The sequence below is a fragment of the Streptomyces klenkii genome (genome assembly GCF_003626645.1).
Classification (GTDB): domain Bacteria; phylum Actinomycetota; class Actinomycetes; order Streptomycetales; family Streptomycetaceae; genus Streptomyces; species Streptomyces klenkii.
The window spans coordinates 239,784-260,412 of record NZ_RBAM01000008.1 but is presented as its reverse complement, the minus strand read 5'-3'; the positions used below and the strand labels follow the sequence as shown (position 1 = coordinate 260,412).

19 protein-coding genes are annotated in these 20,629 nt (G+C 73.1%); 8 read left to right on the top strand and 11 right to left on the bottom strand.

From position 1 onward, the window contains the following. The first annotated feature begins 168 nt into the window (after window positions 1–168). Window positions 169–1,791, top strand: coding sequence for a chaperonin GroEL (gene groL, locus D7231_RS21055; protein WP_120757025.1), 1,623 nt, complete (start codon window positions 169–171; stop codon window positions 1,789–1,791). Between the two features lie 11 nt (window positions 1,792–1,802). Here the strand turns inward: groL and D7231_RS21050 are convergent, their stop codons facing one another. From D7231_RS21050 to D7231_RS21040, 3 genes are read right to left on the bottom strand one after another with little or no spacing between them, the layout of a single operon-like run. Further along, window positions 1,803–3,401 carry a PTS transporter subunit EIIC gene (locus tag D7231_RS21050; RefSeq protein ID WP_241999828.1) on the bottom strand — a complete coding sequence of 533 codons (1,599 nt, stop codon included), beginning with the start codon at window positions 3,399–3,401 and terminating at the stop codon, window positions 1,803–1,805. Between the two features lie 7 nt (window positions 3,402–3,408). Further along, window positions 3,409–4,506, bottom strand: a complete 1,098-nt coding sequence (gene murQ / locus D7231_RS21045; RefSeq protein WP_241999827.1) for an N-acetylmuramic acid 6-phosphate etherase — start codon at window positions 4,504–4,506, stop codon at window positions 3,409–3,411. 60 nt (window positions 4,507–4,566) lie between these two features. Continuing rightward, window positions 4,567–5,448: a MurR/RpiR family transcriptional regulator gene (locus D7231_RS21040; protein ID WP_241999847.1), complete on the bottom strand. Its 882-nt coding sequence runs from the start codon at window positions 5,446–5,448 to the stop codon at window positions 4,567–4,569. 192 nt (window positions 5,449–5,640) lie between these two features. On the opposite strand from D7231_RS21040, the gene D7231_RS21035 reads away from it, so the two are divergent. Together D7231_RS21035 and D7231_RS21030 are read left to right on the top strand one after the other, a co-directional pair. Then, entirely contained in the window at window positions 5,641–6,009 is a 369-nt protein-coding gene (locus tag D7231_RS21035; protein WP_030367232.1) for a hypothetical protein, read from the top strand. Between the two features lie 10 nt (window positions 6,010–6,019). Then, complete coding sequence (locus D7231_RS21030; RefSeq protein ID WP_120757023.1) at window positions 6,020–6,286, top strand: DUF4031 domain-containing protein; 267 nt, start codon at window positions 6,020–6,022, stop codon at window positions 6,284–6,286. An 81-nt stretch (window positions 6,287–6,367) separates the two neighbouring features. Here D7231_RS21030 and D7231_RS21025 read toward each other — a convergent pair whose 3' ends face one another. Beyond that, the gene (locus tag D7231_RS21025) at window positions 6,368–7,039 is read right to left on the bottom strand and encodes an HD domain-containing protein (RefSeq protein ID WP_120757022.1); all 672 of its coding nucleotides are present in this window, start codon (window positions 7,037–7,039) and stop codon (window positions 6,368–6,370) included. Window positions 7,040–7,097: 58 nt separating this feature from the next. Here D7231_RS21025 and D7231_RS21020 point away from each other — a divergent pair, with 58 nt between their 5' ends. After that, window positions 7,098–7,796 (top strand): copper homeostasis protein CutC, encoded by a 699-nt coding sequence (locus tag D7231_RS21020; protein ID WP_120757021.1) that lies wholly within the window; start codon window positions 7,098–7,100, stop codon window positions 7,794–7,796. A gap of 60 nt (window positions 7,797–7,856) precedes the next feature. Here D7231_RS21020 and D7231_RS21015 read toward each other — a convergent pair whose 3' ends face one another. After that, complete coding sequence (locus D7231_RS21015) at window positions 7,857–9,056, bottom strand: MFS transporter (protein ID WP_120757020.1); 1,200 nt, start codon at window positions 9,054–9,056, stop codon at window positions 7,857–7,859. Window positions 9,057–9,184: 128 nt separating this feature from the next. Between D7231_RS21015 and D7231_RS21010 the strand changes: the two genes are divergently transcribed. Beyond that, entirely contained in the window at window positions 9,185–9,529 is a 345-nt protein-coding gene (locus D7231_RS21010; RefSeq protein WP_228774061.1) for an ArsR/SmtB family transcription factor, read from the top strand. A 67-nt stretch (window positions 9,530–9,596) separates the two neighbouring features. Here D7231_RS21010 and D7231_RS21005 read toward each other — a convergent pair whose 3' ends face one another. Further along, on the bottom strand, window positions 9,597–11,657 hold the full coding sequence (locus D7231_RS21005; protein ID WP_241999826.1) for a HelD family protein: 2,061 nt from the start codon (window positions 11,655–11,657) through the stop codon (window positions 9,597–9,599). A gap of 283 nt (window positions 11,658–11,940) precedes the next feature. Between D7231_RS21005 and D7231_RS37100 the strand changes: the two genes are divergently transcribed. Continuing rightward, window positions 11,941–12,081 (top strand): hypothetical protein, encoded by a 141-nt coding sequence (locus tag D7231_RS37100; RefSeq protein ID WP_194959633.1) that lies wholly within the window; start codon window positions 11,941–11,943, stop codon window positions 12,079–12,081. 1 nt (window position 12,082) lies between these two features. Here the strand turns inward: D7231_RS37100 and D7231_RS21000 are convergent, their stop codons facing one another. From D7231_RS21000 to D7231_RS20980, 5 genes are all read right to left on the bottom strand, one after another. Then, window positions 12,083–12,364: a type II toxin-antitoxin system RelE family toxin gene (locus tag D7231_RS21000; protein ID WP_120757019.1), complete on the bottom strand. Its 282-nt coding sequence runs from the start codon at window positions 12,362–12,364 to the stop codon at window positions 12,083–12,085. An 86-nt stretch (window positions 12,365–12,450) separates the two neighbouring features. Next, a complete protein-coding gene (locus tag D7231_RS20995; RefSeq protein ID WP_120757018.1) occupies window positions 12,451–14,097 on the bottom strand; it encodes a DNA repair helicase XPB in 1,647 nt (548 codons plus the stop codon). Window positions 14,098–14,275: 178 nt separating this feature from the next. Continuing rightward, window positions 14,276–16,789 carry a helicase-associated domain-containing protein gene (locus D7231_RS20990; protein ID WP_120757017.1) on the bottom strand — a complete coding sequence of 838 codons (2,514 nt, stop codon included), beginning with the start codon at window positions 16,787–16,789 and terminating at the stop codon, window positions 14,276–14,278. A gap of 308 nt (window positions 16,790–17,097) precedes the next feature. After that, window positions 17,098–17,571, bottom strand: a complete 474-nt coding sequence (locus D7231_RS20985; RefSeq protein WP_120757016.1) for a hypothetical protein — start codon at window positions 17,569–17,571, stop codon at window positions 17,098–17,100. Window positions 17,572–18,183: 612 nt separating this feature from the next. Next, a complete protein-coding gene (locus D7231_RS20980; RefSeq protein ID WP_120757015.1) occupies window positions 18,184–18,999 on the bottom strand; it encodes a class I SAM-dependent methyltransferase in 816 nt (271 codons plus the stop codon). Between the two features lie 58 nt (window positions 19,000–19,057). Here D7231_RS20980 and D7231_RS20975 point away from each other — a divergent pair, with 58 nt between their 5' ends. Together D7231_RS20975 and D7231_RS20970 are read left to right on the top strand one after the other, a co-directional pair. Further along, the gene (locus D7231_RS20975; protein ID WP_120757014.1) at window positions 19,058–19,786 is read left to right on the top strand and encodes a GntR family transcriptional regulator; all 729 of its coding nucleotides are present in this window, start codon (window positions 19,058–19,060) and stop codon (window positions 19,784–19,786) included. 76 nt (window positions 19,787–19,862) lie between these two features. Further along, complete coding sequence (locus D7231_RS20970; protein WP_120757013.1) at window positions 19,863–20,255, top strand: DUF6415 family natural product biosynthesis protein; 393 nt, start codon at window positions 19,863–19,865, stop codon at window positions 20,253–20,255. Window positions 20,256–20,629: the final 374 nt, after the last annotated feature.

The window sequence follows — 20,629 nt, the reverse complement described above, 5'->3', positions numbered from 1 at the left end:
AGTGCTAATCATTGGGCTTAGCACTCTCCGGGTGAGAGTGACAGATTTGGACCGTCGGTGAGGTCGGCGGACAGGGCGGGGCAAGGAACCGCCAGGTCCGCAGGCCGTCCGTCGCGGGCGCCAGCGCGGTCCGGAGAAATCCACCCCGTCCTGGGAGGACCACTTCACATGGCCAAGATCATCGCGTTCGACGAGGAGGCACGGCGCGGTCTCGAGCGCGGGATGAACCAGCTCGCCGACGCCGTCAAGGTCACCCTCGGCCCCAAGGGCCGCAACGTCGTCCTCGAGAAGAAGTGGGGCGCCCCCACGATCACCAACGATGGTGTGTCCATCGCCAAGGAGATCGAGCTCGAGGACCCGTACGAGAAGATCGGCGCCGAGCTGGTCAAGGAGGTCGCGAAGAAGACGGACGACGTCGCCGGTGACGGCACGACGACCGCGACCGTCCTGGCCCAGGCGCTGGTCCGCGAGGGTCTGCGCAACGTCGCCGCGGGTGCCAACCCGATGGCGCTGAAGCGCGGCATCGAGAAGGCCGTCGAGGCCGTCTCCGGTGCGCTGCTCGAGCAGGCCAAGGACGTGGAGACCAAGGAGCAGATCGCCTCCACCGCCTCCATCTCCGCCGCTGACACCCAGATCGGCGAGCTCATCGCCGAGGCGATGGACAAGGTCGGCAAGGAAGGCGTCATCACCGTCGAGGAGTCCCAGACCTTCGGTCTGGAGCTGGAGCTCACCGAGGGTATGCGCTTCGACAAGGGCTACATCTCGGCGTACTTCGCCACCGACATGGAGCGTATGGAGGCGTCCCTGGACGACCCGTACATCCTGATCGTCAACTCGAAGATCTCCTCGGTCAAGGACCTGCTCCCGCTGCTGGAGAAGGTCATGCAGTCGGGCAAGCCGCTGCTGATCATCGCCGAGGACGTCGAGGGCGAGGCCCTGTCGACCCTGGTCGTCAACAAGATCCGCGGCACCTTCAAGTCCGTCGCCGTCAAGGCCCCGGGCTTCGGCGACCGCCGCAAGGCCATGCTGGGCGACATCGCCATCCTCACCGGTGGCACGGTCATCTCCGAGGAGGTCGGCCTCAAGCTGGAGAGCGCCGGTCTCGACCTGCTCGGCCGCGCCCGCAAGGTCGTCATCACCAAGGACGAGACGACCATCGTCGACGGTGCCGGTGACAGCGACCAGGTCCAGGGCCGCGTCAACCAGATCCGCGCCGAGATCGAGAACAGCGACTCGGACTACGACCGCGAGAAGCTCCAGGAGCGCCTCGCGAAGCTGGCCGGCGGCGTGGCCGTCATCAAGGCCGGTGCCGCGACCGAGGTCGAGCTCAAGGAGCGCAAGCACCGCATCGAGGACGCCGTTCGCAACGCGAAGGCGGCCGTCGAGGAGGGCATCGTCGCCGGTGGTGGCGTGGCTCTGCTCCAGGCTTCCTCGGTCTTCGAGAAGCTCGAGCTCGAGGGCGACGAGGCCACCGGTGCCGCCGCCGTCAAGCTGGCCCTGGAGGCCCCGCTCAAGCAGATCGCCGTCAACGGTGGTCTCGAGGGTGGCGTCGTCGTGGAGAAGGTCCGCAACCTCACCGTGGGTCACGGCCTCAACGCCGCCACAGGCGAGTACGTCGACATGATCGCCGAGGGCATCATCGACCCGGCGAAGGTCACGCGCTCCGCCCTGCAGAACGCCGCGTCCATCGCCGCGCTCTTCCTCACCACCGAGGCCGTCATCGCCGACAAGCCGGAGAAGGCCGCCGCGGCCGCTCCGGGCGGCATGCCGGGCGGTGACATGGACTTCTGATCCGCCACGGATCACTTGTCCTGACGCTGTACGCACCCGAGGGCGGTGCCCCCTGCGAGGGGGGTGCCGCCCTCGGGCGTATGCGTGGGCTCTGCGCCTGTTGCCGCGTTGAGCTCCCGCAGTGACTCGCGGCTCAGGCCGAACGCGTACGTCAGTACGAACCCCGCCGCGTAGCCCACCAGCAGCCCCGCCCCGTAGACGGCCGCCGCCCGGCCCAGGCCGTGGCTGCCCTGGAGCAGGGGGAAGAGGGCCCAGCCCGACGGGCCGATCGCGGTCGAGCCGACCCTGTCGCCCAGCTGTGCCAGCAGCCCCACGAAGCCCCCGCCGAACGCCCCGCCCACGCACGCCGTGACGAACGGGCGGCCCAGGGGGAGCGAGACCCCGTAGATCAGGGGCTCGCCGATGCCCAGGAGACCGGCCGGCAGGGCGGAGCGGATCGTCCTGCGCACCGAGCCGTTGCGCGGCAGCCGCGCGTAGACCGCGAGGGCCGCGCCCACCTGGCCCGCGCCCGCCATCGCGAGGATCGGCAGGAGGACCGTGTGGCCCTGCTGCTGGATGAGGGTGGTGTGGATGGGGATGAGGGCCTGGTGCAGGCCCAGCATCACCAGGGGCAGGAACAGCCCGCCCAGGACGAAGCCCGCCGCCGCGCCGCCGCCGGTCAGCAGCCGGTCGGCGAAGTGCCCGATGGCCGCGGCGACCACCCCGGCCGCATACATCAGCCCGTACAGCGTCACCAGCCCGGCCACCAGGACCGTCACCGTGGGGGTGACCAGGACGTCGAGGGCCTCCGGCACCCGGCGCCGGCACCGGCGTTCGACGTGCGCGGCGAGCAGCGCCGCGGCCAGCGCGCCGAGGACCCCGCCCTGGCCGGGGACGAGCCGCTCGCCGAACGCGGTCACCCGGTCCACGCCGGGGAAGACGATGACCGCCGCGACGGCGCCGCCGAGGACGGGCGTGCCGCCGAACTCCTTGGCTGTGTTGTAGCCGACGAAGACCGCGATCAGGGACATGAAGCCCGACGCGCACGCGGCCAGGGCCGTGGCGAGCGCGGGCAGCCGGTGCAGGTTGGTGAGCAGGCCGGCCAGGCCCGCCACGATGCCGCAGCCGATCAGGGCCGGGATCAGCGGGACGAAGACCTGCGCGATGCGGCGCAGGAACAGCTTCACCGGGGTCGCGTTGCGGGCCTTGCGCTCCGCCCGGATCGCCGCGCCGCGCGAGGCGAGGGCCGCGGCGGTGACGGGTTCTGCGGGTTCTGCGGGTTCTGCGGGTTCTACGGATCCCGCTTCCAGGGACTCCAAGGGCTCCAGGGGTCTCGTGGGTTCCAAGGGCTCCAGGGATTCCAGTGCTTCCGCGGATTCCCCGCCCTCCGCGTACCGCGCGAGTTCCGGCGCGACCTTGGCCACCCTGCCCGGACCGAGCACGACCTGGAGGGCCGTGCCGTCCTCGACCACGCCCAGGACCCCCGGCAGCGCCCGCAACTCCTCGCGCCGGACGGCCGACGCGTCCCGGACGGTGACCCGCAGGCGCGTCATGCAGTTCGTGACGGACGTGAGGTTCGCCGGGCCGCCGAGGAGGGGGAGGAGGAGCGCGGCGAGGGAGGCCGGGGGCACGGCGCGGCTATCCCCGCGCCGTGCGGAGCGCCGTCCGCAAGTGACCGCCCGCCTCGTCCAGGAGACGGGCGGCCGCGGGTCCGCCGACGCCGCCCAGGATCACGAGGATCGCGTTCTTCACCTCGCCGCCGGTCTCCGTCAGGGCCTCTTCGATCTCCCGCTCGGAGGCTCCCGTGGCCAGGGCGACGATGTGCCGGGAGCGGGCGCGCAGCTTCTCGTTGGAGGCCCGCACGTCGACCATCAGGTTCCCGTACGTCTTGCCGAGCCGGATCATGGTGATCGTCGAGAGCATGTTGAGGACGAGCTTCTGGGCGGTGCCCGCCTTCAGCCGGGTGGAGCCCGTGAGGAGTTCGGGACCGACGACGACCTCGATGGGGTGCTCGGCGGCCCGGCCGAGCTCCGAACCGGCGTTGCAGGCCAGCCCGATCGTCAGCGCCCCGGCCGCGCGGGCGTGTTCGACGGCCCCGATCGCGTACGGGGTGCGGCCGGAGGCGGAGATGCCGACGACCGTGTCGGCCGGGCCGACGCCGAGCGCGGCGAGGTCGCCCGCGGCCAGCTCCTTGCTGTCCTCGGCCCCTTCGACGGCCGTGACGAGCGCCGCGGCGCCGCCCGCGATCACGCCCGTGACCTGCGAAGGGTCGGTGTTGAAGGTCGGCGGGCACTCGCTCGCGTCGAGCACTCCGAGGCGGCCGGCGGTGCCCGCGCCCGCGTAGACGAGGCGCCCGCCGCGGGCCATCCGGGCGGCGGTCGCGTCGACGGCCGCGGCGATCTCGGGCAGCCGGGCGGCGACGGCGGCGGGGACGTGCGCGTCCTCGCCGTTCATGATCCGGGCGATGTCGAGGGTGGGCAGCCGGTCGATCTCCGCGAGGTCGGGGCGGAATGCCTCGGTGGTGAGCGCGGCGAGCTCGGCGCGGAGCTCGGACGGCTCGTGCGCGGGCGCGCCTACGTGTGTGGACGGGCCCGCTTGCGTGGACGGGCTCGCGTGTGCGGATGAGTCGGAGGCGGATGAGCTGGATGAGCCGGATGCGGAGGGCGGGCCGGGCGGCGAAGTGCCGGGCGGCACCGGCGAGTCGGGCGGCACAGGCGACGAAGCAGAAAAAACCATGGGCGGACGGCTCTTTCCAGGCGTGGCCGGGCAGGCCGGGCGGACCGGCGGACCGGCGGGTCAGCGCGGGGGGCGCGGGGCGTGGCGGTGGGCGAGTGCTTCGTACGACGCGGACAGGGCCGGCGCGGCGGTCTCGTACGTCTGCTGGGCGACGCCGATGAACAGGCAGTCCACCACGAGGAGCTGGCTGGTGCGGCTCGACATGGCCGCGGGGCGCAGCTCGCTCTCGCGTGCGGAGGACGTGGTGAGGACGTGGTCCGCGTACTGGGTGATCTCGCCGTCCGGGCGGCCGGTGATCGCGAGCGTCGTCGCGCCGTGCTCGAAGGCGACCCGCAGCGGCTCGATGACGTCGGTGGTCCGGCCCGAGTGGGTGATGGCGACCGCGACGTCGCCCGCGCGCAGCTGGACGGCGTTGGTGACGGCGAGGTGGGGGTCGGCGGGCGCGTGGGCGATCAGGCCGATGCGGAGCAGCTTCTGGACGAGGTCCTGGCCGACCAGGTGGGAGGCGCCGATGCCGTAGACGTCGATGCGCCGGGCGCCGGCGAGCGCGGCGACGGCGGCCTCCAGCTGGGCGGTGTCGAGGGCGGCGGCCGTGTCCGCCAGGCACTGGGCCTCTTCCTGGGCGAGCTTGGCGACGACGGCGGGCAGGGGGTCGTCGACCGCGATGTCGGCGGTGACGGCGGGGGCGTGGCCGGCCGCCTGTTCGGCGGCGAGTGCGGCGAGGGCGAGCCGCAGGTCGCGGTAGCCGGGATAGCCGAGGAGGCGGGCGGTGCGCACGACGGTGGCCTCGCTGGTGCCCGTGCGCTCCGCCAGGCCGGTGACGGTGAGCGCGGCGGAGCCCGCGGGGTCCCCGGCGACGGCTTCGGCGACGCGCTGCATCGAGCGGGTCATGGAGGGCGCGAGGGTGCGGACCTTGGCGGCGAGGGCGCCGGGGGCGGGCACGGTGCGGGCGGCGGCGGGGGCCTCGGCCGGTGCGGGGACCGGCCGCTCGCCGCCGGCAGCTCCGGCGGCTCGGGCAGCTCCGGCGGTCCCGACGGCTTCTGGAGTAGCTTCGGTAGTTTCTTTCAATTTGCTGCTCACCTTTTGAAAGGTATTTTCAGGGTGGTGAACCGTCAACCGCCCACGTCCGGGACAATGGACCGTATGGAGCTCGAACAAGCGCTGCACACGGCGCGTGCCCTGATCCTCGCCGACCTCGTCGCGGGTGACGTGGCGGAGGCCGACGTCGTCTCGCTCGTCGAGGACGCGGTGGCGCAGCGGCGGTGGTGGGTCGAGCAGTGGCCGGAGGGCGCCGGCTTCGTGGTCGGGCTCATAGCCCAGGACGTCCAGGACGCCCTGCTGGAGCGGCACGGGCGCTGGCCGCTGTGCCCGGTGTGCAGCCAGGACGGTGACCTGCACGCCCTGGAGGTCGAGCCGGAGCTGGGCCCCGACCCGCACTGGGCGTGCACTAAGCAGACGGTCCTGGTCGCCCCGGTCGGCTCGCTGTCCGACGCGCTGCGGTGAGGCGCCGCCGATGACGTTGTACATCGACCCGCCCGTCTGGCCCGGGCACGGCCGCATGTGGTCCCACCTGATCAGCGACGTGTCCTTCGACGAACTGCACGCCTTCGCGGCGCGGCTCGGCGCGCCCGCCCGCGCGTTCGACCGCGATCACTACGACGTGCCGTCGACGTCCTACGGGGAGGCCGTGCGGCTCGGCGCGGTGGAGGCGAGCAGCAAGGAGCTGGTGCGGCTGCTGGTGGTCGCGGGGCTGCGGCGGCCGAAGCACGAGCGGCCGTAAGCCGTAAGGCTGACGGGCTCGCGTGCCCGCTCGCCTCGCGTGCCCGCTCAGCTCGTAAGGCCGCTCAGCCCGTAAGGCCGCTCAGCCCGTGAGCAGGCCCAGCTCCGTCGTGACGTTGCGGCGCGCGACCGCCTCCCAGCGGTCGTAGCCCAGAGGGGTGCGGAAGAGCCGCGGCAGGTCCAGGAGCTGCCGCAGGACCGCCGCGCGCCCCTCGCGGAAGGCCGCGTCCGGCACGAAGCCGTACTCCTCGCGGACGGCGGCGGCGTAGGTGGCGTACTCCTCGGGGGTGCCCGCCAGCACGGCCAGGTCCGCGTCGGACAGCACCTCGCCGTCGCGGTCGCCGGCCGCCGGGTTGTGGCCGACCGTGAGCCGTACGAGCCGGGCGACCTCGGCCGTGCGGGCGGCGCCGATGCCCAGCTCGGGCAGGGCGCGCTCGGCGAGGTGCGCGCTGCGCTCCTCGTTCTCGGAGCGGTCCGGGCGGTAGACGGCGTCGTGGAACCAGGCGGCGAGGCGTACGGCGTCGATGTCGGCGGCGTGCGCGGCGAGCTCGTCGACCCGGTCGAGGACCGCCGCGAGGTGGTCGGTCGTGTGGTAGCGGCGCTGCGGCTCCGCCCAGCGGCGCAGCAGGTCGTCGGCGTACGGGCCCGGGTCCGGGGCGTCCTTCGGGGCGGCGGCGCCGCGGGCGCGCTCGACGGTCTCCTGCCAGCGGGCGCGCAGGGCGGGGCCGGACGGGTGCTCGCTCGGGACTGTCATAGGCCAATTGTGGAACACCGCTTTTGGCGCGGGGCGCGGGTGTGGCAGGCTGTGCAATATGTCTAGACCAATTCTTGAGGTGATCGCGCTCGACCCGCGGGACGCGAGGGCGGCGCAGGACGGCGGCGCGGACCGCCTCGAACTGGTCACCGACATGGCCGCGGACGGCCTCACCCCGCCGCTGGAGACCTTCACCGCCGTACGGGACGCCGTCGAGATCCCCGTACGGGTCATGCTGCGTGCCGCCGACGGCTTCTCCGCGGGCGACGCGGTCGCCCTGTCCGCGCTGTGCGACACCGCCCGGGCCCTGGTCGCGGAAGGCGCCTCGGAGTTCGTCCTCGGCTTCCTCACCGACGACGGCCGGGCCGACCTCACGGCCGTCTCCGCCCTCGCCGAGGCGATCGGCCCGCGGGCGCGCTGGACCTTCCACCGCGCGATCGACCGCGCGGCGGACCGGGACGCCCTCCGCAAGCAGCTCGCGGACCTGCCCGGCCTGGACACCTACCTGACGGCCGGCTCGGCGGCCGGCGTCGACGACGGCCTGGCGACGCTCCTCGCCGAGGCGGCCCGCTCCGACGAGCCCGGCTACGAGCCGCGGATCATGGTCGGCGGCGGCCTCCAGCTCAAGCACCTCCCGGTGCTCCGCGGAGCCGGCATCTCCGCCTTCCACATCGGCGGCGCGGCCCGCCCGGACGGCTGGACCGGCCCGGTGGACGCGGGCGCGGTCCGGACGTGGCGGTCGGCGCTGGACGCGTAGCGCCGTAGCGTCAGCGGCGCAGCGGCACCGCACGGCCCCAGAAGGAAGCGGCGGACCGGTTCACCCGGCCGCGCTCTTGACGGGGTCCGGGGCCGGGGTTCCGGTGCGGGCCTTGCCGGTCGCCGCCGCAGGACGCGTCGTCCCCGCCGCCAGGACCAGCGCCGCCACCCCCAGCGCCGACGCCGCCAGCGGGAACCACCGCTCGCCCAGGAGGGCGATCGCCAGGCTGCCCACGGTGCCGCCCGCGGCCATGCCCAGGTAGAGGGCGCTGCTGTTGAGGGAGAGCAGCAAGGGGGCGTTGCCGGGGTTCAGGGAGGCCAGGCGGTGGGGCTGGGCGACCGAGATGGACCAGCCGGCGAGCGGGACCAGCAGGGCGTAGCCGAACGTACCCGGCATCGTCCGGCCCAGCCACGGCAGGGCCGCGAAGCACGCGATCGCGATCGTGCTGCCCACCAGCAGGACCTTCCGCACGCCCCAGCGGTCCACGGCGCGGCCGCCCAGCCAGCTGCCCGCGACCGAGGCGACGCCGGTCGCCAGCAGGACGGCGCTGAGCCGGTCCGCGTCCCCGCCCGTCGCCGGGCGGACGGCCGTGCCCAGGTAGATGTAGACGGACTGGAAGGCCACGAAGAACGTGAAGGTCGTCGCGACGGCGCCCAGTACCCGCCGGTCGCGCAGCGGTGCCATCCGTTCCCGCAGGCCCACCGACGGGGCGGGTGCGGGCAGTTCGCGGAGGAAGGCGGCCAGGCCCAGCAGGGCCACCGCGCCGAGGACGGTGACGAGCCACATCGTCAGCCGCCAGTCCGCCCGGCCCACGTAGGTGCCGAGCGGCACGCCGAGGGCCGTGGCCACGGTCATCCCGCCGAGGACGGTCGCGATGGCCCGGCCGCGCCGCTCCGGCGGGGCGAGGGCGGTGGCCGCGGCGCTGGCGCCCGGGGTGTAGAGCGCGGCTCCGGCGGCGGCGAGGACGCGGGTCGCGAGCAGGGTGGGGTAGTCGGGGGCGAGGGCGCTCAGGGCGTTCGCGACCGTGAACACGGTGAGCGCGACGAGCAGCAGGCGGCGGCGCGGCCAGCGCGCGGTCACGGCGGCCAGGACGGGCGCGAGCAGGGCGTACGAGAGCGCGAAGACCGTCACCAGCTGCCCGGCCGCCGGTACGGAGACGCCGAGGTCGCCGGAGATCCGGCCCAGGATGCCGGCCATGACCATGGTGTCGGTGCCCATGGCGAACGCGCCGAGGGCTAGCAGGAGGAGTCGCAGGCGCACGGGGGCCTTCCCATCGGAGGGGCCGGCAGGTGGACTGGCGGTCCCGGATCGTTGGATACTCGTCAAACAATCATTGATGGGTGGATGATTGTCAAACAGTTGTCGGGGGGCCGAGGAGGGAAGAGCGCATGACGGACGAACGCATGAGGGGTCAGGACGAGTGGCTCCCGCAGCCCGCCACCGAGGACATTGAGCTCGTGAAGGTGCTGCACGCGCTCGGCGACCCGGTGCGCCTGCGGCTCCTGTCGCTCTACCTGGAGGGCGGGGAGGTCAGCTGCACCCTGGAGGGGGTCGGCCTCGACCACCTGCACAAGTCCACGCTGTCGCACCACATGAAGGTCCTGCGCGCGGCGGGCGTGACCGCGACGCGCGTGGCCGGCCGCAACCGCTTCGTACGGCTGCGGCGGCAGGACCTCGACGGGCGCTTCCCCGGGCTGCTGGACGCCCTGCTCAAGGGGCTGGAGGCGCAGTAACGCCCCCGAGCGGGGGCCGGGGCTGTCCCGGCTATCCCCGCTGTACCAGCTATACCGGCTATCCCCGCTACCCCAACTGCCCCGGCAGCGCCTCCGCGTGAAGCACCGTCAGCCCGGACACCGCTCGCGTCAGCGCCACGTACAGCCGCCGCAGCCCCGTCCGCTCGTCCGGCTCCCCGGCGACGACCGCCGCCGGCTCGTCCAGCACCACGTAGTCGTACTCCAGGCCCTTCGCCAGGGACGCCGGCACCAGCGTCAGGCGGGCCTCCGCCGTCGTCTCCTCGCCCGGCGCCAGGTGCGGCAGGCCCGCCTCCGCCAGCAGCGCGCCCAGCGCGGCGATCCGCGCGTCCGCCGCGATCAGGCCGGTCGACCCCTCGCGCTCCAGCGACTCCCGGCACGCCGCCACGACCGCCGCGTCCAGCTCCCCGGCGGCCACCGGGCGCACCGAGAAGTCGCCGGCCGCCTCGCGGACCGACGTGGCCTCGGCCAGGCCCGGCGCGATGGCGGGCAGCAGGCGGGACGCGTAGGCGATCACCTCGCGCGGCACGCGGAAGCCCTGCGTGAGCTCCTCGACGGCCGCCTCCGGCTTCCCGAGGTGCGTGAGCGCCTCCTCCCAGCTGGACGTCGCCCACGGCGTCGTGCCCTGCGCGAGGTCGCCGAGGATCGTCGCCGAACCGGTCGTGCAGCGGCGGCCCACCGCGCGGTACTGCATGGGGGACAGGTCCTGCGCCTCGTCCAGGACGACGTGGCCGAGCGACGGCGTGCGCGCCACCAGATCCGCCGCCTCGTCGATCAGCACCGCGTCGGCCGCCGACCACTTCGCCGACTTCACGCCGCGCGCCGGCTTCGCCCACAGGATCTCCGCCTGCTCCTCAGCCGACAGCACCCCCTCCGCGTGCTCCGCCAGGAACTCCGCGTCGGACAGCAGCCGCAGCACCAGCTTCGCCGGATCGACCGCGGGCCAGACCTCCTTGACGGCCGCCTTCACGGCGGCGTTGCGCGCCACCGCGTCCTGCACGCGGTCGTCCGGCGCCTCACCGGCCCGCTCCATGAGCACCAGCACGGCGTGCGCGATCCGCTGCGGCAGGGCCTCGCGCGCGGCGCCGTACCGGATGTCGCGGTCCAGGAGCTCGCGGACGATCTCCTCGATCTCGTACGCCGGAACCCGCCAGCGCCGCGAGCCGCGCACCACGACCACGGACTCCCGGGGCATCGCCACCCCCGACCGCACGGCGCGCCGCAGCACCTCCGCCATGCGGGCGTCGCCCTTGATGCGGGCGGCCGCGGAGGAGTCCGTCCCGCGCACCTCCACGTGCGCGACCAGGTCGTCGACCGTCGCCTGCGCCACGTTCAACTCGCCCAGCGCCGGCAGCACTTGCTCGATGTAGTGCAGGAACGACCGGTTCGGGCCGATGACGAGCGTGCCCGTACGGGCGAGCCGCTCGCGGTGCGCGTAGAGGAGGTAGGCCACGCGGTGCAGGCCGACGGCCGTCTTCCCCGTGCCCGGCGCCCCCTGGACGCACACCGTGCCGCCGATCCCGGCGCGCACGATCTCGTCCTGCTCGGGCTGGATCGTGGCCACGATGTCCCGCATGGGGCCCACGCGCGGGCGCTCGATCTCCGCCTGGAGCAGCTTGCTGGCCTGATCGGCGGCGGCCGTGTCCGTCAGGTCCTCGTCCTCGTACGCGGTGAGGTCGCCGCCCGTGTAGCCGAAGCGGCGGCGCATCCGCACGTCCAACGGCTCCTTCTTGGACGCGCGGTAGAACGGCTGCGAGACCGGCGCGCGCCAGTCGATCACCATCGGGTCGCCGTCGGCGTCATGGACGTGCCGGCGCCCGATGTAGAAGCGCTCGCCCTCCGCGCCCTCGGCTTGCTCGGCGCCGGGCGCATGCGCGTAGTCCAGGCGTCCGAAGAAGAGGGGCGTGTGCGCGAGGTCGGCCAGCGCCGTGATGCGGTCCTCGATCTGCCGTTCCAGGACGGCGGCGTTGACCCAGTTCGCCGTCACGTCCTTGATGTCGAGGGCCTCGACATCGGCGCGCATCGCCCGCAGGGCGGCACGGGAGGAGGAGAGGTGGGCGCGCTCCCGCTCCAGGGGGTCGTTCGCGTTCGATACGTGTGGCGCGGGCACGGCGGAGCCTCCAGGCGTACATACGGCGGACGATCGGAAAGCCGCCGGTTTCCGTCCGGTCGGCGGCCCTCCCCGAAGTGGGTCCGGGAGGCGGCGGGAAGGGGGAAGTGTAGTGAGCCGACCGGGGGCGCGCGAATGATTTTCCCGCGCGCCCGGGGAGGTTCTCAGGGTCGGCGTCCACCTCCCGTAGGGGACGCCATGATCCTCGGGTCGTACGCGCGGGCCTGCGCTTTTACACCGGCAGGCCGATGTCCGGGGCGGTCCAGGAAACCATCATGGAGACATGACCTCAGCAACCGTGAACCCGGGCTCCGCCCCCGCCGGATCCCCTCTCGCCCACGCCCTCCGCGCGATCAAGGCCTTCGCCGGCGCGGCCGTCAGCGTCGTCGTCCTCGGCCAGTACGCGGACACGCGCAAGGCCTGAGTCAGTCCTCGACCAGAAGGATGTCCGCGTCGTCGAAGATCCTCAGGACAACGAGCAGCAGGCGCCCTCGCGACACCATGTACTCGGCGACGATCTGCGACGTGAGACGGATTTCCCTGTCCTGCTCACCCGCACCGACAGGCCGGGAAAGCTCGGTGTAGGGGTCGCGCGCGAGGATCTCGACCGCCTTCTCGAACGAGGCCCGGAGCACGGGGTCCAGCCGATCGCGGTCACGCGCCGCCGGTTCGGTGTACAGCACCTCGTAGATGTCCCGGTGAGACATGTCGCCCTCTCCATGCCACGGCCCTCGCCGCAGCGCGATCCTTTCGCCGACCTACCGAGCGCGAACCGCTCGCGAAGCCGTACGCCTCAGGAGCCGTCCTCCGCGAGCAGCGCGTCCGCGTCCACGATCCGGTACGCGTAGCCCTGCTCGGCCAGGAACCGCTGGCGGTGGGCCGCGAAGTCCTGGTCGATGGTGTCGCGGGCGACCACCGAATAGAAGCGCGCCTCGTGCCCGTCCGCCTTCGGACGCAGCACCCGGCCGAGCCGCTGCGCCTCCTCCTGCCGCGAGCCGAACGTGCCCGAGACCTGGATGGCGACCGTCGCCTCCGGCAGGTCGATCGAGAAGTTCGCGACCTTCGAGACCACCAGCACCGACAGCTCGCCCTGCCGGAACGCGTCGAAGAGCTTCTCGCGCTGGGCGTTGCTGGTCTCGCCCTTGATCACGGGGGCGTCGAGGTGCTCGCCCAGCTCGTCGAGCTGGTCGATGTACTGCCCGATGACCAGCGTCTGCTCGCCCTTGTGCTTGGCCACCAGCGCCTCCGTGACGCGCCGCTTCGTGGCGGTCGTCGCGCAGAAGCGGTACTTCTCCTCCGCCTCGGCCGTCGCGTAGGCGAGCCGCTCGGAGTCGCTGAGATTCACGCGCACCTCCACGCAGTCCGCGGGCGCGATGTAGCCCTGCGCCTCGATCTCCTTCCACGGCGCGTCGAAGCGCTTCGGGCCGATGAGCGAGAAGACGTCCGACTCGCGCCCGTCCTCGCGCACGAGCGTCGCCGTCAGGCCGAGCCGCCGCCGCGCCTGGAGATCGGCCGTGAACTTGAAGACCGGCGCCGGCAGCAGGTGCACCTCGTCGTAGACGACCAGGCCCCAGTCCCGCGAGTCGAACAGCTCCAGGTGCGGGTAGATGCCCTTCCGCTTGGTCGTGAGGACCTGGTACGTGGCGATGGTGACCGGCCGGATCTCCTTCTTCGTACCGCTGTACTCGCCGATCTCCTCCTCGGTCAGCGACGTGCGCTTGACCAGCTCGTGCTTCCACTGGCGGGCGGAGACCGTGTTGGTCACGAGGATCAGCGTCGTCGCCTTCGCCTTGGCCATCGCGCCCGCGCCCACGAGCGTCTTGCCCGCGCCGCACGGCAGCACGACCACGCCCGAGCCGCCGTGCCAGAAGCCGTCGACGGCCTGCTGCTGGTACGGGCGCAGCGCCCAGCCGTCCTCGTCCAGCTCGATGGGGTGGGCCTCGCCGTCGACGTACCCCGCGAGGTCCTCCGCCGGCCAGCCCAGCTTGAGCAGCGTCTGCTTGATCTGGCCGCGCTCGGAGGGGTGCACGGCGACCGTGTCCGGGTCGATCCGGGCGCCGACCAGCGGCTGGATCTTCTTCGACCGGAGGATCTCCTCCAGGACGGGGCGGTCCGTGGACTCCAGGACCAGCCCGTGCGTGGGGTGCTTGAGCAGCCGCAGCCGCCCGTAGCGGTCCATCGTCTCGGCGATGTCGACGAGGAGGGCGTGCGGGACGGGGTAGCGGGAGTACGTGACGAGGGCGTCGACGACCTGCTCGGCGTCATGGCCGGCGGCCCGGGCGTTCCACAGCCCCAGCGGGGTGACCCGGTAGGTGTGGATGTGCTCGGGCGCCCGCTCCAGCTCGGCGAAGGGGGCGATGGCGCGGCGGCACGCGTCCGCCTGCTCGTGGTCGACTTCCAGGAGCAGGGTCTTGTCGCTCTGGACGATCAAGCAGGACACTCGTACCTCCACTACCGGGCCCGGCTGGCCCTTCGCGCCAAACTCCTGAGTCTACTTGCACGGGCGCGGGGGTGGGGGGAATCGGGCGATCGGCCGGGGCTTCGGGCTGGTCAGGGCCTCTAACTGGCCAGGGCTTTTGCCCGGGCAGGGCCTTTACCTGGCCAGGGCCTTTACCCGGTCACGCGTGCTCGTCCGCCAGTTCCGCCACGCCCGTGATGCGGTGCAGCGGGTACGTGCGGACCTCGTCCGCCGTGTGGTCGTAGCCCGTCACGAAGCCGCCCTCGACCCGTACCGGAGCGATCACGCGCTGGCTCGCCGCGCCCTCCGCGTTCACGTAGCCGATCCACACCGCGGACCCGGTGAGGACCGCGGCCTGCATCGTGGCCAGGGTGTCCGCGGACGTCGTACGGGGCAGGCCGCCGTCGGCCGGGGCGGGGGCGGCGACCGGCTTGCGCTCGGCCGTCGAGGCCATGTCGCCGGCCCGGATCGCCCGCACGGCGGCGCCGAGCAGCGTCGCGTCGGGGACCGGCGGGCCCTCCGGGACGGGGGCGGGGGCCGTGCGCGGCGGGGTGCGGCGGGCGTCGGCGCGCGTGACGACGACGTCGCCCTCCGCGGACTCCGCCGCCGGGGCGTACCCCATGGCCCGCAGGCCCTCCAGGAGCTCGTCCGGCGCGGCCTGCGCGGCCAGGACCGTGGGTGCGAGGCGGCGCAGCCGCAGCGGGGCGGAGCGGCGGTCGGCGAGGATCTCGGCGAGCACCGCGTCGTCGTCGCAGCGCAGGTACGAGGAGGCCGCGCCGACGCGCAGGTGGCCGTGGCGGCGGGCCACGTCGTCGATCAGGTAGGCCAGCGGCTGGGGCACGGGCGTACGGGAGTGCTCTGTGAGGAACGCCTTGAGGTCGGCCGCGGTCCGCCCGGCGTCCAGCGCGCGGCGCACGGAGGCGGGCGTGAAGCGGTAGACCGTGGCTCCGCCCTTGGACTCGACGTCCGCGAGGACCGACAGCACCTGCGCGAGGGGGCGCTTGAGCGGGCCCGGGGCGACGGCCGTCAGGTCGGCCTGGAGCAGGATGTGGTCGAGCGGCTCGGGCAGGAGCGGGGCGAGGGCGGCGGCCGCGCGGACGGCGAGGGCGCCGGCTTCGGCGTCGGTGAGCGGTTCGGCGGATTCCGTGCCGCCGTCGCCGCCGTCGCCCAGGAGGGCGCGGCCCGGTGCCGAGAGCGCGCCGCGGTTGGTGACGCCGAGCAGCTCGGCCTCGGTGACGGTCCAGCGGGCCAGGCGGGTGCGCAGGTCCTCCGTGCCGGGCTCGGCGGGCGTGCGCGGCGGGCGCTCCCAGTGCAGGCGGGCCAGCAGGGTCTCCGGGGACACCGACGTGCCCGGCGGGAGCGTGGCCAGGAGCGCGAGGACGCGGTGGCGGACCTCGGGGGCCGGGGAGCGGTCCAGGTCCGGGCCGAGGGCGTTGAGGGGGCGGGCCTTGGCGTCCCGGCCGCCGGCCAGGCCCGGGGTGCGGGTCGCGGCGAGCCAGGCCGTGGCCAGGCGGGCCCAGCGGTGCTCGGCGGGCAGGTGCAGCCAGTCGTCGTAGGCGGGGGTGGGGGCGTAGCGCTCGTCGACCTCGCCGTCGGAGGCGAGCAGCCCGGCCGCGTACGCCAGCTCGGTCCAGAAGGCGGCCGTGGTCTCCGTGGTGTCCAGGAGGCCGGCGGTGCGCTTCAGGTCGCGCACGCTCAGGCCGCCGGCGCGCAGCACGAGCGGCCCGTCGGACTGCCAGGCCGTGAGCAGCTCCTCCACCGCGCCCAGCGCGGTGAAGGCCTGGCCGGCGGCGGTCGCGTCGACCGTGCGGGCGGAATGCGGGGTGGCCGGGGCGAGCTCGGGCGCGGTCGGCTCGGGCGCGCGGTGGGCGCGGCCCGCGCGCAGGTGCAGGGCCGCCTCCCGGGGCAGCACGACGCTGCCGGGCGCGGCGGGCAGCAGCAGGCCGCGGTCCAGGAGCCAGCGCAGGTGCGGGGCGGGGTCGGCGGTGACCGTGCCGTAGGGCGGCCCCCACAGCAGCATGCCGAGGACGGCGGTGGCCTCCGCGGGCGCCCCGGCCAGCAGCGCCGCCATGCGCGTGCGGTCCTCGAAGAGGGCGGTGAGCGCGGCGACGGCCGACACCGGGTCGTGCGTGCCCGGCAGGCCCGCCGCGGCGATGATCTGCTGGACGCGGCCCGGCGACATGCCGGCCGTCGCCTCCGCCACGGTCGGGCCGAGGCCGGTGGGCGACGGGTGCGCGGGGCTCGGCGCGAGCAGCTCGCGGGCGGTGCGCACCAGGCGCATCCGGTCCTCGCCGCCCCACACCAGGGCCTGGTCGCGCAGCGTGGCGACGGCGCCGGGCAGGGCGCCGGCGATGCGGGGGTCGTCGGCGGCGTCGCCGCACATCAGGGCGGCGAGCGTGCCGTACGGGCAGGGGTCGGGGGCGACGGCGAGGGCCTCGGCCGTCTGGAGGACGAAGCGGTCCAGGCGCTCCAGGGCGCGCACGACGGAGGCGCGGGTGCCGGCGCGGGTGGCCAGCTGGGTGAGGTCGCCCGGCACGGGGTGCAGCAGGTCGGGGCGCGCGCGCAGCAGCCGGGCGAGGGCGCCGTCGGGCCGCGCGCGCAGCTCCTCGGCCAGCGTCCGCGGCCCGCCGCGCGCGGCGCCGCCGCTACTGCCTGTCTCCCGCGGTGTGGTCATTCTGTTTACGGTACCGGGTTGCGGGGCGCTGGCCAGGGGGTTGCGTCGGTGTGCGCGGGTGCGGCGGGGGGTGCCGGTGGCGGTGCCGGGTGGGTGCCGGGTCCGTTCGGGTGCGGGCCGGTTCGGGTGCCGGTGGTGGGGGCTCCGGGGTGGGGGTCCGGGGCCGTATATTTACGGGCCCGTTGCCGCGGCTGCCATGGGTGCCCCGGTATTGGGCCCACAAATACACGTCAGCGCCCCGGACCCCCACCCCTGCGCCCCCACCACCTCCCGCCGTACCTTCCCGCGGGCCGCCCGGGGGCAGCCTTTCACCCGTGTGTCGTGCGTTGCCTGTGGTGGAGAGCGGCGGAGGCGAGGGCGCAGGTGAGCGCGAGTAGCAACAGGACGGCAACGGTTGGGTTGACGTAGCCGGGGATGACGATGGAGTAGTCGTGGCCGTTCGATGCCTCGCACACGACACGCAGCGGGATGAAGTCGCCTCTGCGGCCGACCAGGGTCGGTGTTCCCGCGGGGCGCTGGAGCTCGCACTTCTCGGCCAGTTCCTGGTCTTCGAGGAAGAGGAGGTGGAGGCATCCCCACAAGTAGACGGCGATCGCGGCAGCGGCCGCCAGCAGGGACAGGTCCCGCCAAAGGCGGAAGGGCGTGTACTCCCGGCGGACCGGCCGGGTGAGCCGCGAGCACAGGTACCCGATGAGGCTCAGCAGGGTCGCCGCGCCGATCATCAGGATGACGAGCAGGCCTGCGAAATTGTGCCCTTGCCAGGGGTTCGATGCCGCGATCATGATCTGTCAGGGCTTGAGAATGACGCAGCGAAGCCGCCCGATAGCTAAGCCCGTCATGGCCCCCCGATGCTCATGCGTGGGTGCATCAACTGGTTTGAAGTGTGGGTCAGTTGATGCTTAATGGCGTGGACGGTAGCTCTGGAGCGGCAGTGCCGCAAGTGCATTCATTGGCCACGAATGCGCCAAATCTCGCCAGAGGGGCACAGAGGCCTTCCAAAATCGCTCACCTCCCGCCGTTAAGCCCCGTAGTCCGGATGCTCCTCGACCGCCTGCGCGAAGCCCTTCCGAAGCCGTACGGGACCTAGGCTGGTCCTGGGATCGGCCGCCCTCTGAAGAACTCTGTTCCGGGTGATCGCCGCCGGCGCATCCTGCACGGTCGATACTCATCAGAGTCTGAGAGCCGGATGGGGTGCGTGCAAGCCATCGGATCAGGGTTGTTGGAACGGCTGGCCGAGTGGGGAACCCAAGGTGTACTGCCAACACCTTCAGCCCACTTGTACGCCGTGCAGCCCGGCCTGGCGGTTGATGACCGCGCCCCCAGCCGTCCTGACCCGCGTCAGGGACGAGGTTCAGGCTGGCGGCTGCACGCGGAGCGGCACGTCGCTCGCCCTTTCAGCACCGGCCCGTGGCCAGCAGGTGTGAACTGGCGGCGAGCAGATCCGGGTACGGTTCTGCGGCGCGGGCGGCGGCGAGTGCTGCGCGGAAGAGGGGGGAGTTGAGGGAAACAGGCTCTCCCGTGTGCTGCTCGGCCGCCTTGAGCAGTGACCACGTGGGCCCTTCGATCGCGTAGACGCGAACGTCACGCAGGCCGGCGGCACGCATTTCGTCCGCCAGTTCCTGCCCGGTATGGAAATAGGCCGCCGTGAATCCCTTGCGGCCCGGCTCGTGTACACCCGTGGCGAGGATGTCGGTCACGGCATCACGAACACTCTCGCGGTCCAGCCACGTGGTGGCGGTGTGCTCGAAGAGCGACGCGTACCGGTTGATGGCCGCTGCCAGGATCAGCCCACCCGGTACGGTGACCCGCCGTGCTTCGGCCAGAGCCTGGTCACGGTCGGCGCGTTCGAGCAGGTGGTAGAGCGGCCCGAGGAGGAGCGTGGCGTCGTAGGAGCCGTCGCCGGCGGTGAGGCTCCGCGCGTCCCCGACCTCCGCAGCGATTCCGGCCTCGGCGGCCTGTGCCACATGTTTGACCACCGGGTCCACGAGGTGGACCCGGTACCCGTCGGCAGCGAGCCACCGCGCGTGGGCTCCGGGCCCGCCGCCCACGTCGAGAATCGCGGCCGGGCCGGGAGGGAGGTGGCGTCGGAGCAGCTCTTGAGTGCGGGCCATCTCCAGCATGCCGTCCGCTGTTGCCGTCAGCCGGGTGGCCTCGTCGAAGGTATCCGTGTAGAAGTCGATGATCTCCGGGTCCACTTGGGGGATCGTCATGACAGCGATGCTCTACCGTGACCGGTCAACATGTCCAGTGAAGCGGGAGTGCCCAGCCGTGCCGATGCTGAAGTACGAACAGATCGCCGATTCCTTGCGACGCCGCATCACCGAAGGTGAGTTCGCGCCGGGCGACCTTCTGCCGTCAGGCCGGGATCTTTGCGAGCAGTGGGGTGTGTCCCGGGCGACGGTGAACAAGGCGCTCGATGTGCTGCGGGCCGACGGAGTGGTCGTCGCCCGGCAGGGCTTGGGATTCCGAGTCACCGATACGCCGTTGTCCCGGCCCGCCGGGGGACGGAGGGGCGGCGCCGCGCGAGTGGTGGGTGGCCGTCCTTTCCGGCGGCTGGGCCCGCCGGTCACGGAAGCCCCACCCGCTCATGTTGCCGAGGCTCTGGAACTGCAGCCCGGGGAATCTGCCCTGCGTCGCGACCGGCTGGTACTGCTCGCCGACGGGGCGCCGCTGTCGCTGGTGAGTGCGTGGTTCCCGGCGGATGTGGCCGACCGGTGCCCGAAGTTGTCCCACGCGAAGCCCATCGCGGAGGGGACCACTCACTATGTGGCTCGTCAGACCGGACGTTCGCCTGCACGGGGGACGGACATCACCACGGTGAGGCTGGCGACTGCTGCGGAGGCCGAGGCGCTCGATCGGCAGCTGCCTATGGCAGTGGCAATTGATCTGCACGTTGCCCGGGATGCCGATGATGCACCTCTGGTGTGTGAGGTGGGAGTGACGCCGTCAGACCTGTGGGAGCGGACCGAGAACTACGAGATGGGCACGGTGAATTGACGTCGGCTTGACTGGACCGGTTAACCGGTCCAGTGTGGGGATGTGGCGCCAGTCACATCTCCTGAAGGAGCCTGCCATGCCTCCATTTCCTCGCACGGCCCACACCGGCGGCGAGACGACGCTCACCCCCTCCAAACCGTCCCCTATCTCCATCGGCCAAGCCATTCGCGAGGCCACCGACATGGAGACGTGGCTGCCCGCGCCGCCGCGGCTGAGTGAGGTCACTGACCGGCTGCTCGGCTACATCCGGGAGACCGCGGCGGCGGTGGAGGCGGCGGCCGGGGACCGGCCCGTGGACTGCGTGGTCCGCCGGGCCGCTCTCGCCGCGGTGCAGGAGGCCCGGCGGCGGGCTGAGGACGGGCCCGGGAACGGGTACACGTCCGCGATCGCCTTCGCGCGGGGCCTGGGCAAGGCCGCCGGGAACTTGCTGCACCAGGAGCGCCGGCTGGAGCGGGAAGGCGGACGGTGAGGCGGCTCGCGGCGCGCGTGCGCACCTGGTGGTGCCTGTACGGGCAGTTCTCCCACCCCGTACGCGTTCTTTGGCCGAGCCGCCGCCGGGCCCACGAAGCCACCGAAACCGAAGCCGCCCGCACCGAAGAGCTGCTGCGACTCCTCGAACTGCGCATCAGGGTAGTGGCCGTTCCCCACACCAGCGGCTCGTCCGCAGGTGGACGCCCGCCGGGCTGCGTTTGCCCGTAGCCGAAGAAGCCGCACCCGGCTCGCGGGAAGGGTACGGCGGGAGGTGGTGGGGGCGCAGGGGTGGGGGTCCGGGGCGCTGACGTGTATTTGTGGGCCCAATACCGGGGCACCCCCAACATCCGCGGCAACGGGCCCGTAAATATA

Coding starts and splice junctions, on each gene's coding strand:
- groL (WP_120757025.1), top strand. CDS start 169: ATGGCCAAGATCATCGCGTTCGACGAGGAGGCACGGCGCGGTCTCGAG.
- murQ (WP_241999827.1), bottom strand. CDS start 4,506: ATGGTTTTTTCTGCTTCGTCGCCTGTGCCGCCCGACTCGCCGGTGCCG.
- D7231_RS21035 (WP_030367232.1), top strand. CDS start 5,641: ATGGACCGTATGGAGCTCGAACAAGCGCTGCACACGGCGCGTGCCCTG.
- D7231_RS21030 (WP_120757023.1), top strand. CDS start 6,020: ATGACGTTGTACATCGACCCGCCCGTCTGGCCCGGGCACGGCCGCATG.
- D7231_RS21025 (WP_120757022.1), bottom strand. CDS start 7,039: ATGACAGTCCCGAGCGAGCACCCGTCCGGCCCCGCCCTGCGCGCCCGC.
- D7231_RS21020 (WP_120757021.1), top strand. CDS start 7,098: ATGTCTAGACCAATTCTTGAGGTGATCGCGCTCGACCCGCGGGACGCG.
- D7231_RS21010 (WP_228774061.1), top strand. CDS start 9,185: ATGACGGACGAACGCATGAGGGGTCAGGACGAGTGGCTCCCGCAGCCC.
- D7231_RS37100 (WP_194959633.1), top strand. CDS start 11,941: ATGACCTCAGCAACCGTGAACCCGGGCTCCGCCCCCGCCGGATCCCCT.
- D7231_RS21000 (WP_120757019.1), bottom strand. CDS start 12,364: ATGTCTCACCGGGACATCTACGAGGTGCTGTACACCGAACCGGCGGCG.
- D7231_RS20990 (WP_120757017.1), bottom strand. CDS start 16,789: ATGACCACACCGCGGGAGACAGGCAGTAGCGGCGGCGCCGCGCGCGGC.
- D7231_RS20985 (WP_120757016.1), bottom strand. CDS start 17,571: ATGATCGCGGCATCGAACCCCTGGCAAGGGCACAATTTCGCAGGCCTG.
- D7231_RS20980 (WP_120757015.1), bottom strand. CDS start 18,999: ATGACGATCCCCCAAGTGGACCCGGAGATCATCGACTTCTACACGGAT.
- D7231_RS20970 (WP_120757013.1), top strand. CDS start 19,863: ATGCCTCCATTTCCTCGCACGGCCCACACCGGCGGCGAGACGACGCTC.